The sequence below is a fragment of the Lutispora thermophila DSM 19022 genome (assembly GCF_900142105.1).
In the GTDB taxonomy this organism is placed as follows: Bacteria; Bacillota; Clostridia; order Lutisporales; family Lutisporaceae; genus Lutispora; species Lutispora thermophila.
The window spans coordinates 1-15379 of sequence record NZ_FQZS01000006.1; the positions used below are offsets into that span (position 1 = coordinate 1).

Consider the following 15379-nt stretch of genomic DNA (forward strand, 5'->3'; position numbering starts at 1 on the left):
AGTACAGATGTCTATGTTCTCTCAAGGCAAGGTACCGTATTGGCCCATCCTAATATGGAATATGTTCAAAACCAGGAAGATTTCAATTCATTGGAATTTATACAAGCAGGTCTTGCGGGACAAAATGCTACTCTGAAGACTGCAAACATCGAAGGTGAAGAAGTCATTGTAAGCCATGCATTGAACCAACAGGCAGGTTGGTTAATTGCCGTAGAGACACCTGTTGCGATGGCTATGTCTTCTTCCTATAAACTTTTGAATGTATGTGTTGCTATGCTTATTGCAGCTGCTATAATTGTTGGATTATTGGGTTTCTACTTCTCAAGACGATTTACAAAGCCACTGGTGGATGTGTCCTCAATAATAAAAACAATAGCCGATGGGGATTTGAAAGATTTTGAAGTTAAAGTAAATACAAAGGATGAAATAGGAGAACTTTATCACAGCCTGAAGACTATGACTGAAAACTTAAGAGGCTTGGTAAGCAATATTCAATCCGTTGCTTCGAATTTAGCCTCTCATTCTTTGCAATTGTCTTCAACAACAGAGGAAACCACTCAGAGCCTAACCCAGGTAGTTACAACAATTAATGAAATGGCTCAAGGCAACAGCGATCAAGCTGAAATGGTCCAAGACTCAACAAATGCCATTGCCAAGGTTAATGAAATCGTATCAGAGGCAGCGGGAAGGACAGAAGTTGCAGCGGATAAGGCAAAGGAATCCTTGGAGCTTGCCAGAGAGGGTCAAATGGCCCTGGAACGCCAAAGCCAGAAAATCGAAGAAAACAACAAGTATACCAATGCAGTTGGTGAATCGATACATCATCTGGCAACAATGGCTGATGAGATACGAAATATCATAGGTGCAATAAACAGTATAGCAGAGCAAACCAACCTCCTTGCATTGAATGCTTCCATCGAAGCAGCCCGAGCAGGAGAGGCAGGAAGAGGCTTTGCTGTAGTAGCAGAAGAGATTCGCAAGCTGGCTGAACAATCCAGCGATTCTACAAAAAAGATAGAAGAGATTGTCAATGGCATTAATGATAGAGTTGATGAAACCGTTAGAAATATGAATCAGGCAAAGGAAAGCGTACTTGTTGTGGAATCTTCGGCAGAAGATACAAAAGAAAGCTTTGACAAGATACTTGGTTCCATTGCAGAGTTGGCACAAATCGCCTATGAGGTTTCAGCAGCATTAGATGAAGTAAATAAGCAGAGCGATGAAGTGACTAAACAAGCTACCAATATTTCTGCTGTGGTAGAAGAAGCATCGGCTAGCATGGAGGAAATATCAGCTTCATCTGAAGAGCAATTGGCTTCGATGGAGACCATTGCCCAATCTGCAAGCCAATTAGAATATGTGGCACAGGAACTCCTCGGTGAAGTTAATAAGTTTAAACTACAATAACTATAAATAAATCATTGGATAAGAATGTTAAGAGGCAGTTGAATCATGAACTTTTTGCTGATGATTCAGCTGCCTCTTAGCGTCTATTGAAAATAATTTAAGTTGTCTTCTTACAATCTGTGTTTAATTTAATAAAGCAACTATCCTGAATGACTTATTTATTAAAATTTGAAAAGTATGTGATTTTGGGATTCATATAGCAGTGTGTTTATTTTATATGCTATTTTGGGTAAAACCATTATATGATTCTTAAAAACTAGAAAAAGTTTTAAAATCTATTGAAAATGATTTTTAATAGGTTTAGTATTGTTTTGGCAGTACTGAAATACTCTTTAACCGGTTAAAGGCAAGTTAAAGAAAAAAGGATGGTAAGTATGATTAGAAATGATCAATTACATGAGTATGTCGAAAACAATGAAAAGAACATATGTGAAATTACGGTGATAAAAAACGGAGAAATTGTGCTTGAGGACTACTGGAATGGATATGAGCCAGGAGATACTCTTAATGTTATGTCTGTAACCAAGAGTGTAGTAGCACTTTTAGTAGGAATAGCCATTGATCAAGGGTTAATAAAAAATGTAGATCAGAAGGTGTTGGATTTTTTCACTGATTATGTGCCAAAGCGTGGCGAGAAAACTATTTATGATGTAACCATCAGGCATCTTATCACTATGACCGCACCTTATAAATACAGATCAGAACCATGGAAAAAAGTATGTACCAGTAATGACTGGACTACAGCAGCATTGGATATATTGGGAGGTAGAAAAGGAATCACCGGAGAGTTCAAATATTCAACTTTAGGAATTCAGATAGTCAATGGAATTATTGCCGCCGCCAGTGGAATGAAAACTATTGATTTTGCAAATAAATATCTATTTGAACCATTGGGAATTCCCAGGCATCGAAACAAAGAAGATATATCAAAAGAAGACCAGTTTGACTTTTTGATGTCAAAACTTCCAAAAGGTGACGTTTGGTATGCTGATCCACAAGGAGTGAATACAGCAGGGTGGGGTCTTGCTTTATCGGCTACCGATATGGCAAAGATTGGACTTCTTTGCCTTAATGGTGGTGAGTACCAAGGAAAGCGCATTGTTTCAAATGAATGGATTGATGCAATATCAAAACCATATCAAAGGTTGTGTGACAGATATGGCAACATGTCTTATGGATTTCTCTGGTGGATTGTTGATGAAAAGGAAAGGATTTATGCTGCTATTGGAGACGGTGGAAATGTAATATACGTTAATCCAAAGAGGAAAATAGCAGTAGGAGTTGCAGGAACTTTTAAACCAAGAATATTTGATCGTGTGCAGTTTATACAGAAACATGTTGAACCGATGTTGTAGACAATGAAGCAATCAACAATATTATGTTAAGTTGTGTTCAACTGTTAAGGAAAAGTGATTTATTAAGTAGATTAAGCCATGGGGCAATGTATTTTGAGGTTTTCAGCAGCTTTTACGCTACACGTTTTCTCATAAGTTCCAAAATGGTGTAGGCAGAAACATGAGATAGGATTGTGGAAATTACATGAAATAGAACTTTAACTGTGAATCCAGCAATGCAGATAATTCCACATAACAGAATGGATTCTGCTGTAGCAAAATAACTAAAAAACATAAAATACTCTTATTGAGGGATACTTCTTAATTATATGCACAAGGTTCTTCATGGTCAAAAAAGGGTACTCTTTAATTATTACGAAAAGAGTACCCTACATAAAAGCATTTTATTTATAAATCAGGGCAAAGTTATAAAAAATTGCTTGCATTATTTTATTTCGTCTGTTCGATATACAAATTTCACATTACTATTTGTGCTGTCGCTTATCTCGGCAAAGGATTTATAATTTTTTGATACAGTTGCGGTTGCCTTCAGTCTATCCATAAGAATTTCCGCATCATCAACTGTATGGAGAAGTTTTTGAACACCTTCTTCATTGAACTGAGAAAGTCCTTTGGAAAGCTGCATAGCTCCGTCTTTTAACTGTGCTACACCATTTACTAGTGCCGGGGCACCATTTTTCATTGTCAGCACTCCATCATAAAGAAGGCAAATGCTATTATATAATGTATCTGTTCCGTTTTTTAATTGTCTTGCTCCACTTTTCAAATCAGAAGCACCGCTTGCAGCTTGTGCAACACCTGCTGTATAGTTCATGAGCCCGACATAGAATGCATTATAGTCATCTAGTGAGGCCTTGAGGGAAGCAATTTGTGATTTTATATAATCCTGTTTAGATTTATCTGCGGAGGTAACTTGCTCATGGCCTTGATTGTATGTTTTTGCATTGTCTATTGATTCAATGAGCCCATTTAGCACAGTAGCGTAATTATCGATAGTCAATGTTGGTATCGAAAGTCCAGATGCTTTTAATTGTGTTTCAGCAGTGGAAAGAAGTGTTTCAAAAACTTTTTTTGCGCCAACGACTAATTTGTCATTATTTGATGACAGAGTATCAAGTCCTTGTGATAGGTCTGATGCTCCGTCAGATAGTTTTTTTGCGCCACCGTCCAGGGAATATGCTCCGTCTTTAAGTTTTGCAGCACCATCTGCCAGTTGATCGATTCCTGTAACTAACTCTGTTGATTTGTCAAGGAGGGTACTAAGTCCATCATAAAGAGAAGAAGAACCGTCAAGAAGCTTTAACATAGCATCATTCAGCTTAGCCATTGAGTTGCTTAGATCTGAACCGGAATCAATTTTTTCCATATCAATATCATTGAATAATGTATTGCTTGCTACGGTAACAGTGATTCCCATAGAAAAGTTTGTAACATCAGCTGTTATTTCTACATAAGACGGAATCTCTAATTGCTCCCTATCTATGGCAAGATTCTCTTGAAGCCCCGGTAAAGCAAGCCCGATAACTGCGGTTCTGTCTCCGTCGTTAATGATTTTTCCATTTGAAACCTCAATATTTGCAAAGGTGTTGTTATCAAGGAGCATTCCTGTCAACATTGCAAAGGGAACATAGATTTTTTCATTTTTCCCGTTTATTTTCATAGTTTCATATTGGTTATTTTTGTAATCAAAGCGAATGGTTACTTTGCCGCTTTTGCCCGCAAGTTCGTCGGGAGATACGGTTTTGCCGTCAAGTTTATAGGAAACGGAGATATCTACAGGCAACTCTTTTTCTATTGTGCCCTGATAATAAATGTTGCTTCCATCAGCATCCCATACAATGGAGTTTTTGCCGACGAGTTCATACCCTTCTACGCTATTACTTTTTTCATTTGTAAGCATGTTTTTTATCCAGTCACTGACGATGATTTTCTGTATCGTACCATCTGCATTTGCAATGACATATACTGTTTCATCTTTGAAAGAGTCCTTTTTTGAAATAACTTTTTCCTGTTGATTCTCTGCTATTCTTTGTATGGTCTTGTCTTTTTTATAATCTTTACTTGAGGAAATTGCATAAACTGCCCCGCCGGCAAGTATAGCAATACATAAGCAGAGAGAGATAATTTTCATTATTTTGTTTTTCATTGGTAAACGACCTCCGATTTGTTAATGATTTTTGTCATATTAAGGGTAGTTCTACATATTAACTTGTCACAAAGAAGTAATAATGCCGGTAGAATGAAGATAACCAGCAGCATGCTGATGACGGCACCGCGCGCCATAAGCATACACATGGAGCTAATTATGTCAATATCAGAATAAAGGGCAACACCGATGGTTGCAGCAAACAATCCCATACCGGACACAATTACGGACGGCACTGATGCTACAAGGGCTGTTTGTACTGATGTTTTTTTACTGTTTCCATCCATACGTTCCAACTTATATCTTGTTGTCATCAAGATTGCATAGTCTACTGTTGCGCCCAGCTGAATAGTACTGATACATATAGGTGCTATAAAGGGCAGACTTTGACCGAAATAATGTGGCAGTCCGAGATTGATAAATATGGCAAGCTCGATGACGGCAATGAGTATGAAAGGAAGGGAAATGCTTCCTGTAACTAATGCAATGATGGCGAATATTGCCAATATTGAAACTGTATTGACAACCTTGAAGTCATGATCAGTTGTTTCGATCATGTCTTTCATACAGGGGGCTTCACCAATTAGCATTCCACCTTCGTCATATTTTTTTAATATAGCATTAAGATCGTCAATTTGTTTGTTTACCTGGTCGCTGGCAACTTTGTATTCAGAGTTTACTAGCATCAGTTTCCATTTGTTGCTTTCTAGAATCGATTTAACCGACTCCGGCAAAATTTCTTCCGGTACACGAGAACCGATAATCGATTCGAGCCCCAACACATACTTTACCCCGTCCACCTGTTCCATTTCTTTTATCATGGAACGAACATCTTTTGATGGGACTGAAGAGTCCAACAGGAGCATGTGTGTAGAACCGATGTCAAAGCTTTCACGAAGTTTTGAGTTAGCAATAACATATTCAATATCCTCTGGTAGACATTCACCCATATCGTAATAAACTTCATCGTTGGTTTTTTTATAACCATAATATGCAGGTGGAATAAGAAGTACAAAAATCACAAGAAATACAGGAAATATCTTTACCAACCCTTTTTCCAGCTTTTCTAAATTTGGAATAAGGGAACGGTGTCTTGTTTTTTGAAGTGGCTTGTCCAACACTAGTATAAGAGCAGGAAGTACTGTCACACATCCTATGACCCCAAGAAATACCCCTTTTGCCATGACAATACCCATATCTCTTCCTAAGGTGAAGGACATGAAGCAAAGAGCTATAAAGCCTGCGATGGTGGTGGTTGAACTTCCTACAACACTTAACATTGTTTCCTTGATTGCAACTGCCATTGCTTCATTTTTATCTGTATATTTTTCACATTGTTCGTTATAACTGTGCCACAGGAAAATAGAGTAATCCATTGTGACAGCAAGTTGTAAAACCGCAGAAAGGGCTTTCGTTATATAGGATATTTCTCCTAGGAAGAAATTGCTCCCAAGATTCAACAGAATCATTGTACCGATGGAAGCTAGGAACACAAAAGGAATAAGCCAGCTGTCAAGGAACAGAACCATTGCCACACATGCAAGAATTACTGCTATACCAACATAAATTGGTTCTTCCTTCTCGCATAAATCTTTCAAGTCTGTTACCAATGCCGATAACCCTGACACAAAGCATTGCTTACCGCATATTGAGCGTATTTCTCTTATTGCATCAAGTGTAACGTCGGCAGAGGTTGGTGAATCAAAGAATACAGCCATCATTGTTGCATTTTCTGTATTAAATGCGGAATAAAGTTCACCTGGAAGCATTTCCATCGGTACTGACAAATTGGCAAAAGAGTCATACCAAATGACTGTGGCTACATGATCCACTTCCGCAATTTTTGCTTTCAAAGCTGCAACATCTTTGGTGGGCATATCTTCCACAATGATAAAAGAAAAAGCCCCTTTGCCGAAATCTTTCATGAGTTCATTCTGCCCGATAACCGTATCCATATTCTCTGGAAGATAATCCAGCATATCATAATTTACTCTTGTACCTATATATCCCAATATCGACGGAATCATCAAAATTAATGTCAATACCAGAATAGGCACGCGGAACTTTACAACTGCTTTTCCGAATTTCATCTGTTTTCATCCTCCGTTTCAAAGTAATCATCCTCGATAAAATCGGGATATTGATGTTTAATGATTTTTACTGTTGTAATTGCTACAAACAGATTTAAGGCTCCTTCTACAATAAGTGTTGCACCGAGAAGAACTGTCAGATACTTGGCACTTTCAGACGGCTTGAAAACAAGAGCAAACGAGATAATTCCTGCAAGAATGGCTAAGGCAAGAATTCCCCACCATTTTCCGATGCCGAACTTTCGAGAATCAAGTGCTATTTGAATTTTGAAAAGGCTGTCTGCAAGTAAGTCTATTCCCATAGCTGCAAATAACAGGTTAATAACTTCAGACGGCTTCAAAAGAATCACGAGCCCGAGAATAAAAACAAGTATTCCGAACTGTAAGTCGTATTGAAATGCCAACCTGAACAAATCTTTTGAAAAATAGCCCACAAGCTTGACACAACCAAAAAAAATCAAAGTTGCTCCCAGCGTTTTTCCGATTATTCGCATCGATATGTCAGGAAGGGCTATAAATAATGTCCCTAATGAAAAGAGAACGACTGACATAACGATGTAGCCGATTTTTGCTATCCTCATTGGTGTAATGGAGCGCGCTTTCACAGTTCAACCCTCCTTTCCCATCGATAACAGTATTATAGGGCCTGATTTAGTTGACATAAATAGACAGAAAAATACCCGTGACCGAAAAATGGACACGGGCAAAACCTATGACTAAAAATTGAGCACCGATGGGATTTTGCCTAAAAATCAGGCATGTCACCGTCGGTATTAAAAATTTTACTTACTTTCGATGCTTCTGCGAATCATTTCCTCGATCATACCTTTTTGCAATTCACAGATGCGGTGAATTTTATGATGAACATCTTCCTTCATTCCACTTCTAAGCCAGTCAATTACCATACCGAAGCACTGGGCTTTATAAAACTGAATAATGATATCACGGTCGTCTTCCGAAACTGGTTGATCTGCAAAAGCGGTTTTACAGAATGATACCACAACATAATCGCATACCTTCCAGAGATGTTGCTCAAAAATGTCACGGTTTACGGATTTGAAAATATGCAATATTGCACGGCGGTTTTTTTCCGCAAAGTCAATTGCTGCTGTAAAACCCATTTCCAGAGAATCAAGCGTAGGGTATTTTTCAATGATGCGATCAGCTTCTTCTTTAACAATTTCTTCAATCAATGACGGAATATCGTGAAAGTGATAATAAAAAGAATTTCGGTTGATGCCGCATGCTTCAACAATGTCCTTGACTGTAATTTGAGAAAGAGGACGCTCGCTTAATAGTTCAATAAAAGTATCTTTGATTGCTTTTTTTGTAAAATTAGCCATTTATATCACCTCTCGGCGGTACATATCTATCATATCGTCATGTTTACAATACAATACCATGAAATTTTGAAAAAGTGTGTAAAGAATAAATGATTCAACATGGACTGCTTAATGGCTTCATAAGCACCCCCTTATATTGATAACGATAGTATAATATACTACATAATTTTTGATTTTGCAATAATATTTGATATTCATTCATATAGCTAATTCATGAAGAGACACCTGTATTGATGGCATTGTTATTTTGGCCATCATCACATATTATGTTAAAATAATGTTATAATAGATAATAGTGTGTCTATTGGTTGTTTGTACAAAGTATTAACAATGGACAGAGGGACGTGATTAATATGGAGATTTACATAGGATTAAGGGTAAAAGAAGTGAAATTTATTGACAAGGATTATAAGTTGATCAGAGATTTATATAACAATGCATTCCCCAAAATAGAAAGATTTCCTATTGTATTATTGAAGTTATTTGCTATGAAGCCCAATATAGAATTTCTTTCTGTTTATGACAATGATGTTTTTTGCGGAATTTTATATCTTGTTAATTATAAGGATAAAACATTGATATATTACTTTGCAGTCAGAAGCGATTTAAGATCTAGGGGTTATGGAAGTAAGATACTGACATGGATTAAACAAGAGAAAAAGTCTGTTTCACTGATAATGGAGACTGTGCGGGAAGAATGTGATAATTTAGAGCAGCGTCTTAAAAGAAGGGATTTTTATTTTAGAAATGGATTCATAGATACAGGATATTACTTGAAAGACCATAGCGGAACCTTTGATATATTGAGTACAGAATCAGAAGTTGATGCGGAAGAATTTATTAAGATGATTAAACAATTTACATTCTGGACCAACAACATTGAAGTTGGAAAGTTTGACACAGAGGAAAAGGTATATAATTGCACCATGATAAACTCATAAAAATAATATCCGTGAATAAACACTCTGTAATAATGCAGAGTGTCTTTTTATGTAAAAAAGGCATATTCGGACATAAACTATATGTGGTGGTTCTGTTGTAACTGTTTTAGTACCTGTTATCAAAGAAAATATGATGCAAGAGTGGCAAAGTTTAAATACATGTTGTAAATAGAAGAATAGATTGTAATACCATAAACTAAAATAGCCGCTTGTTGAGAATTAATCTTCTCAATAGCGGCATTTTTGTAATCACCAATTAATATATTTTATATTATTGATTTTTCTAAAATTAGATGGCAAAATAAAACTCCACATATACAAACAAATACCCAAAATAAATATAACATATTTTAAATAAAATGTCAAGTAATAAATTGAACAACAATTGAATTTATTTTTTGGAGGCGAAATCTATTGTCATTAGAGCTTATGAGTGCATTTTTACCCTCGATTCCAAAACAAGCTGTTGATGAAATAGAAAAATGCAATGGTTTTACTTCTAGGTTTGGGTTAACTTTATCTCGGCAGGATGTTATTGAACTAGTTGAAACAAGAAACTTGTCACTTAAGAAATATGGGCGTATTGAATTTGGCGGCGGTATAATTGATAAAATAATCAGGGAGTTTTGCGATTCTCCTTATATTTCTATGCACAACTATGTAGAAACACTCCATGAGTTAATTGAGATTTTTTATTTTTATAAAAATGAAACTCTTGATTTAATAAGTGATGATGAACTCATTAAATTTATGAAAAGCTCCTTTGATGGGAAATGCCAAGGGTCGATAGAATTGTTGTCAGAAAGAGAGCTTGATAAAATGGCTCATAACTTGCGATATGCACCTGATTGCTCAGGTGATAATGAAGGGGAAGATGATGAAGATTGCGAATATTGAAAAGAGACTCATCATTGACAGCCATAATTTGAGCGGCCAATTCTATTTTAACTCTATTCTGCAAGAGGCGTATGCCAATGGTCTTTTAAATGAGTATGATATAGAAAATATGCAACTGCAATGTATTAGTCTCCTGGCAAATAAATGTGAGAGATACAATATGGGTGTAAGCAGTTCTATAAGAATTGAGATTGCTGAAAGAATTATGAAATCCAATCTTTATACAATAGGATTATACTTAAAGACATTGCCCGACCCGGACTATGCTGTATATGAGCTAAAAACAGTAAAGATTTATGAGCTATATGAGAGGGGCAGGAAATTAATCGATAGTAGATTTAATACAGCTAAGATTATATATCATATGGTTCAAAAGAATAAGCTGGATACACCGAATCATTCTTACGTTTCCACACTTGGTGAAGAAGGTATTGGGACTTTCTTTAATACCTACGATTTAGAATATGATGCTCATGATATTCCTGCTTCTATTGATTATCAACTTTGTAATCCTGTTGATGATTTGATAGGAATAGAATTTATCCATAAATACCTTGAGAATTTATATCTTGAGAATGAGTTTTGCATGAATTTTTCACCCAAAAACATTCATCGGCTACTTTATGGGTATGATAGAAGGTATGAGGACTTATTGATAAATGTGTTTGAACAAGTATTGACGGTATCTTTAGGATGTGCTCTTGCTGGTGGAAGCATTAGAGAGTTAAAAATTTCTCAGGAAGATATTCAATGTATATATGAAAAATTACAAGGATATGATAAACAAGGTCTTATGCTAAGCATCCAAAAGGCTATAAAGAACATATACGAAGAGTTGGATATAAGAGACACTTCACTTAAAAAATATATTGAGAGAAGCTTGCCCAAAATTGCATCTAATATTGAAATTGGACTAAAGCTGAATACCCTGAATAAAGTGTTCATAAACTCGGTTAATCCAGATTTAGAATCTAAAATCCATTTTGAATCCGGTGTTAAAATGGATGATGAAGAATATAGAAAATTAGAGGAATACATTTCCTTGTTTAACACTCTGGAAGATATTGAGATAGCAGTAATGATTAGGAGACATCCTTTTTACTCGGATATTCAAGCTGTGGATATATCAGAAAAAGAACATAAGATACGATTATATCTCAAGAGGTATATTAGCGAGCTACCTGATAAAAGACGGGAGCAAATTATTCAGATTGAAAAGAATCTTATGGAAGATTGATATGTGTAATGTTTAAATAATTAATATATCATGGTTTATAACTATTTTATTTTAATAATATATTTTCTTGTAAACTGCAAAATGTTAAAATATAAACAGAGTGTTTTACATGAAATATGTAGCAATATGTATGATGATGAAGCGGTTATATCATAGAAAAACTGAATAAATAGTAATATAAAAAATATTTTAAACATAGACGGGAGGAAAATAAAATGCAGGAAGTATATGAGTTTTTAAAGAAATGTGGTACATATTATTTGGCCACAGTAGAAGGAGATCAGCCCAGAGTTAGGCCTTTCGGTACAGTGGATATTTTTGAAGGTAAACTTTATATCCAGACAGGAAAGGTAAAAGACGTGTCTAAACAGCTTCAGACAAATCCAAAGGCAGAGATTTGCGCTTGTGCTGATGGAAAGTGGCTTAGAGTTGCAGGTAAGCTTATAAGGGATGACAGAGTAGAGGCTAAAAAGCATATGCTTGATAATTATCCGGAGCTTAAATCTATGTATTCAGCGGAAGATGATAATACAGAAGTTCTCTATTTTGAGGATGCTACAGCTACCTTCTATTCATTTACTGAAGAGCCAAAGGTAATCAAATTTTAGTAATGATGGTTAGATGCTGTAACCTACATTTATGTCATTATCTTGATTTCCTTGTGTGTAGCACTGAAAGCAATAAATTATAGCATGGTTACTGGGAAGGCATAATATAAGCCTTCTTTATGTTTTTGGATTTAAGTCGGAATAGTTTGAAATTTAGTGTTTATTAGTAGTTACTAATTAGGGATTATTTTTATTGGCAAGGTTAAGGAGGGAATATTGTTTGAAAAGACAAATGATTATCTTCGATTTGGATGGTACATTATATCGAACTCACGAAACTGCTTTGCCACCGCTGTATGCATTGTGTGAAGAATACGGAATTAAGCTGTCAAAAGAGGACGAGGCTCTTTTACTGTGTACAACTACAGAAGCATTTCTGGAGAAAGTTGCACCTGATATGCCCGAAGAGGAAAAGCTCAAGTTTCAGCAAGAAATAAAGTGGCGAGAGATTGAAGAAGTCAAAAAGAATGGATGTTTATTTGACGGAGCTAAAGAAATGCTATCAAAACTTAAAGCGGAAGGCTTTTTGCTTGCTGTTTGTGGAATGGGCAGCAAAGAATATATTGATGCTGTGGTGGACAAATGTGAGATAAGACATTATTTTGATGTTATTTTGAGCAGGATAGACGGCAAAACAAAAGGGCAGGTATTGAAGGATTTTTTGGTTACTCAACAGCTTTCTACTGAAAATTGCATAATGATTGGTGATAGTGCAACTGATTTTGCAGCAGCACAAGAAAATGACATGCCGTTTATCGGTGTTAGCTATGGGTATGGCAGCGATAAAATTAAAGACATGGCAGTTATGATTGATAATGTTGAGAAAATCGGAACGGAAATATATAAAACCTTTATCTATTCAAAAATAGAAAAAGAAGTTGCAAATCTAAAAAAACCGATAGTATTGGGCGTAAACGGTGTTGACACATCAGGAAAGACGGTTTTTGCCGAGGCTTTGAGCATATATTTGCAACACAGAGGTTATCAGACACAATTGATGCATATGGATGATTTCCACAATCCGAAAGAAATGCGATATAAGGATACTTCACCTCAGGGATATATTAATTATGCGTTTGATTTGAATAAGTTAGAATCTATAATTACTGAAATAAAAGGAAATGATGTCGATAAAGATTTTCATGTTTTAGATTTTGATTTGGATACATATACAAAAAAGTTACATATAAAAACCACGCGAAATACAATTATTATTTTAGAAGGAGTATTGTTATATCGTCCTCCAATCAGCAACCTGATTGACTATAAAATTTTTCTGGATATAAGTTTTGACGAAGTTCTAAATAGGGCAAACATACGAGATGTACCTAAATACGGAGTTGAATTTCTGGACAAGTACAAAGAACGCTATATCCCAGCACAAAAATTATATTTGCAAAAATACAACCCCAAAAAGCTTTGTGATATGGTTATTGATAATAATGACTATAATAAGCCATTTATTTGCGTTCCGGAATAGGCAAAGTAATTAGAGAATAATCACAGCAATTATGTTTAATCTCTCATGATGTATCTTTTTCTTAACTGCAAAATTGTTAAAATAGAACCAAAGAAGTCAATATGTAAAAAATAATATTATGATAATAAGAAGATATGATTTTATATTCTCAATTTGGTACATATTATTTGGCCACAGTATGAGGGGATCAGCTTTGGAAAGCTATGATTTTTCGGAAAAGACTATAATACTGTTCGTTACTTCCGAAGGAAGCGGCTTTGGCAAAACTGTGGAGAAGCTGAAAAAAGTGTTTCAACAGACGTAGAAATTAAGGAAGACAGGATTTTAAACGGCAAGCCGTCTAAGGAGGAACTTGTTGAATGGATCGATGGCATTGGTCTGTTGTAAGATTTGATAACACATACTCTTGCTTCACATGGCATTAATTATTTTAGAGATTCCTCATTCTAATGAAGAACCTAGGCAACATCTTCAAAGTGGCAAGTTTAAACATGTTATAAATGTGTGCTAAAGAAAGAAGAAATAATATTAAAGTAAAATAGAGGCCCTATTGAGTCAGTACTGAGTATAATTATACTCAGTACTGACTAATTTGTTATATAGCAAGGTTAGTTTAGATGATACCATTTTATATTCTTGGATTACTTCAAAGATTTGGTCCAAAACATGGTTATCAGATTAAAAAATAATAACAAAACAGCTTGCTGACTTTACGCAAATTAAACTTCCTACCATTTATTACCATCTTAATAAGATGGCAGCAGATGGTTTACTGAATGCAACCAATGAAAAGCCAGGCAGCAGGCCGGAAAAAACCATTTACTAAATAACAGATAAAGGAATAATGGCATTTAAAAACATGATTGGGGAACTGCTTAAGTTCGAGTATAAACCAACATTTTCTTCTGATGCTGTATTTTCAAACTTGTGGTTTGTGATAAGAGAACTAATATAACAATTAAAAGTTATCTAGAATGATTTTAAATTATTTCAAGGTGAAATGGATGGTATGATAAGTATGGCAGAGCAGAATGCAGCAGTTAACTTTTAATTGTTATCTATAGGTTATGTTTTTTTAAAACATAACCTATTCCGCATATACAGATTATCAAGCCAAGTAGTGCAGGTTTCAAAATGGACATGCCTGCTTTACCGCTAAATGCAATACTCCATATAATTTTTAAAACAGCCGCTCCTATGATAACACCTAGAAGCCATTTCCAGTTTCTTTTCCATGCTGATGCAAGAAGCATGAAGAAAAATAAGGGAACTGCAAGACTCATTATTATCTTAGGAGTAGTCCAAGCACCTTTAAGGTAATCCATTTCAAAAGTTAAGAATTCTATAACATGAGGATTGCTTGTAGCTGGAACAGGAAACCAGAACATGCTTGTAAATAGGGCAAATATCGTAGCAAATATGCCAGAATAACTTCTCTTAAATGCAAACATAACCATTGGTATAATAAATAAAGGTCTAACATACCAGCTTAGTATATTATGATGTCTCGAAAATGCCCAATAAAAAAATTCTTCATTAGTGAGAAACAGTGCAATTAATGCTATGGTTGCAACAGCAAATAATATCCCAAATAAAAGATCTGTCTTGCGTTTCATGGCAACCTCCTTCAAAATCTAACATTATTATTATAGATTTAAATAAATATTATGTCTAAGAATGAGTATACACAATAATTTACATTTCTCATATATGACCATGTATTAGTGATGATGGAGGTATAAAAAAATTCATGTTCCCAATGGCAAAACTGTGAAGGCCTAGAAGGTGATTCAGATGAAAAGACTATTGATGAACAGCCCCATGAACTGGAGAAAAGTGTTTAAATAGTTAGTGACACTATTTATTGATAGAATA

13 protein-coding genes are annotated in these 15379 nt (G+C 35.4%); 8 read left to right on the top strand and 5 right to left on the bottom strand.

The features are described 5' to 3' along the window. Both BUB48_RS04470 and BUB48_RS04475 read left to right on the top strand, forming a co-directional pair. On the top strand, positions 1-1407 hold a 1407-nt coding region (locus BUB48_RS04470; RefSeq protein ID WP_073025047.1), incomplete at its 5' end, for a methyl-accepting chemotaxis protein. A gap of 374 nt (positions 1408-1781) precedes the next feature. Continuing rightward, positions 1782-2762 carry a serine hydrolase domain-containing protein gene (locus BUB48_RS04475; protein WP_073025049.1) on the top strand — a complete coding sequence of 327 codons (981 nt, stop codon included), beginning with the start codon at positions 1782-1784 and terminating at the stop codon, positions 2760-2762. Between the two features lie 424 nt (positions 2763-3186). Here the strand turns inward: BUB48_RS04475 and BUB48_RS04480 are convergent, their stop codons facing one another. From BUB48_RS04480 to BUB48_RS04495, 4 genes are all read right to left on the bottom strand, one after another. Beyond that, a complete protein-coding gene (locus BUB48_RS04480) occupies positions 3187-4908 on the bottom strand; it encodes a hypothetical protein (protein ID WP_073025051.1) in 1722 nt (573 codons plus the stop codon). Next, positions 4905-6998: an efflux RND transporter permease subunit gene (locus BUB48_RS04485; RefSeq protein ID WP_073025053.1), complete on the bottom strand. Its 2094-nt coding sequence runs from the start codon at positions 6996-6998 to the stop codon at positions 4905-4907. The genes BUB48_RS04480 and BUB48_RS04485 overlap by 4 nt, the downstream gene beginning before the upstream one ends. After that, positions 6995-7603, bottom strand: a complete 609-nt coding sequence (locus BUB48_RS04490; RefSeq protein ID WP_084524370.1) for an HdeD family acid-resistance protein — start codon at positions 7601-7603, stop codon at positions 6995-6997. Before BUB48_RS04490 ends, BUB48_RS04485 begins: the two co-directional genes overlap by 4 nt. 177 nt (positions 7604-7780) lie before the next feature. Continuing rightward, on the bottom strand, positions 7781-8341 hold the full coding sequence (locus BUB48_RS04495) for a TetR/AcrR family transcriptional regulator (RefSeq protein ID WP_073025055.1): 561 nt from the start codon (positions 8339-8341) through the stop codon (positions 7781-7783). Between the two features lie 353 nt (positions 8342-8694). On the opposite strand from BUB48_RS04495, the gene BUB48_RS04500 reads away from it, so the two are divergent. The 6 genes from BUB48_RS04500 (at position 8695) to BUB48_RS18805 (ending at position 13808) form a co-directional block, all read left to right on the top strand. After that, positions 8695-9282: a GNAT family N-acetyltransferase gene (locus BUB48_RS04500; protein WP_073025057.1), complete on the top strand. Its 588-nt coding sequence runs from the start codon at positions 8695-8697 to the stop codon at positions 9280-9282. 414 nt (positions 9283-9696) lie between these two features. Further along, positions 9697-10179, top strand: a complete 483-nt coding sequence (locus BUB48_RS04505) for a DUF6323 family protein (RefSeq protein ID WP_073025060.1) — start codon at positions 9697-9699, stop codon at positions 10177-10179. Beyond that, the gene (locus BUB48_RS04510) at positions 10157-11416 is read left to right on the top strand and encodes a DUF6179 domain-containing protein (RefSeq protein WP_242944162.1); all 1260 of its coding nucleotides are present in this window, start codon (positions 10157-10159) and stop codon (positions 11414-11416) included. Before BUB48_RS04505 ends, BUB48_RS04510 begins: the two co-directional genes overlap by 23 nt. A 215-nt stretch (positions 11417-11631) precedes the next feature. Further along, positions 11632-12024 (top strand): pyridoxamine 5'-phosphate oxidase family protein, encoded by a 393-nt coding sequence (locus tag BUB48_RS04515; protein ID WP_073025062.1) that lies wholly within the window; start codon positions 11632-11634, stop codon positions 12022-12024. A gap of 220 nt (positions 12025-12244) precedes the next feature. Next, positions 12245-13504 (top strand): HAD hydrolase-like protein, encoded by a 1260-nt coding sequence (locus tag BUB48_RS04520; protein WP_073025064.1) that lies wholly within the window; start codon positions 12245-12247, stop codon positions 13502-13504. A 118-nt stretch (positions 13505-13622) separates the two neighbouring features. After that, a complete protein-coding gene (locus BUB48_RS18805; protein WP_073025066.1) occupies positions 13623-13808 on the top strand; it encodes a flavodoxin in 186 nt (61 codons plus the stop codon). Positions 13809-14562: 754 nt separating this feature from the next. On the opposite strand, the gene BUB48_RS04530 is transcribed toward BUB48_RS18805, so the two are convergent. After that, complete coding sequence (locus tag BUB48_RS04530; RefSeq protein WP_073025068.1) at positions 14563-15120, bottom strand: hypothetical protein; 558 nt, start codon at positions 15118-15120, stop codon at positions 14563-14565. Positions 15121-15379: the final 259 nt, after the last annotated feature.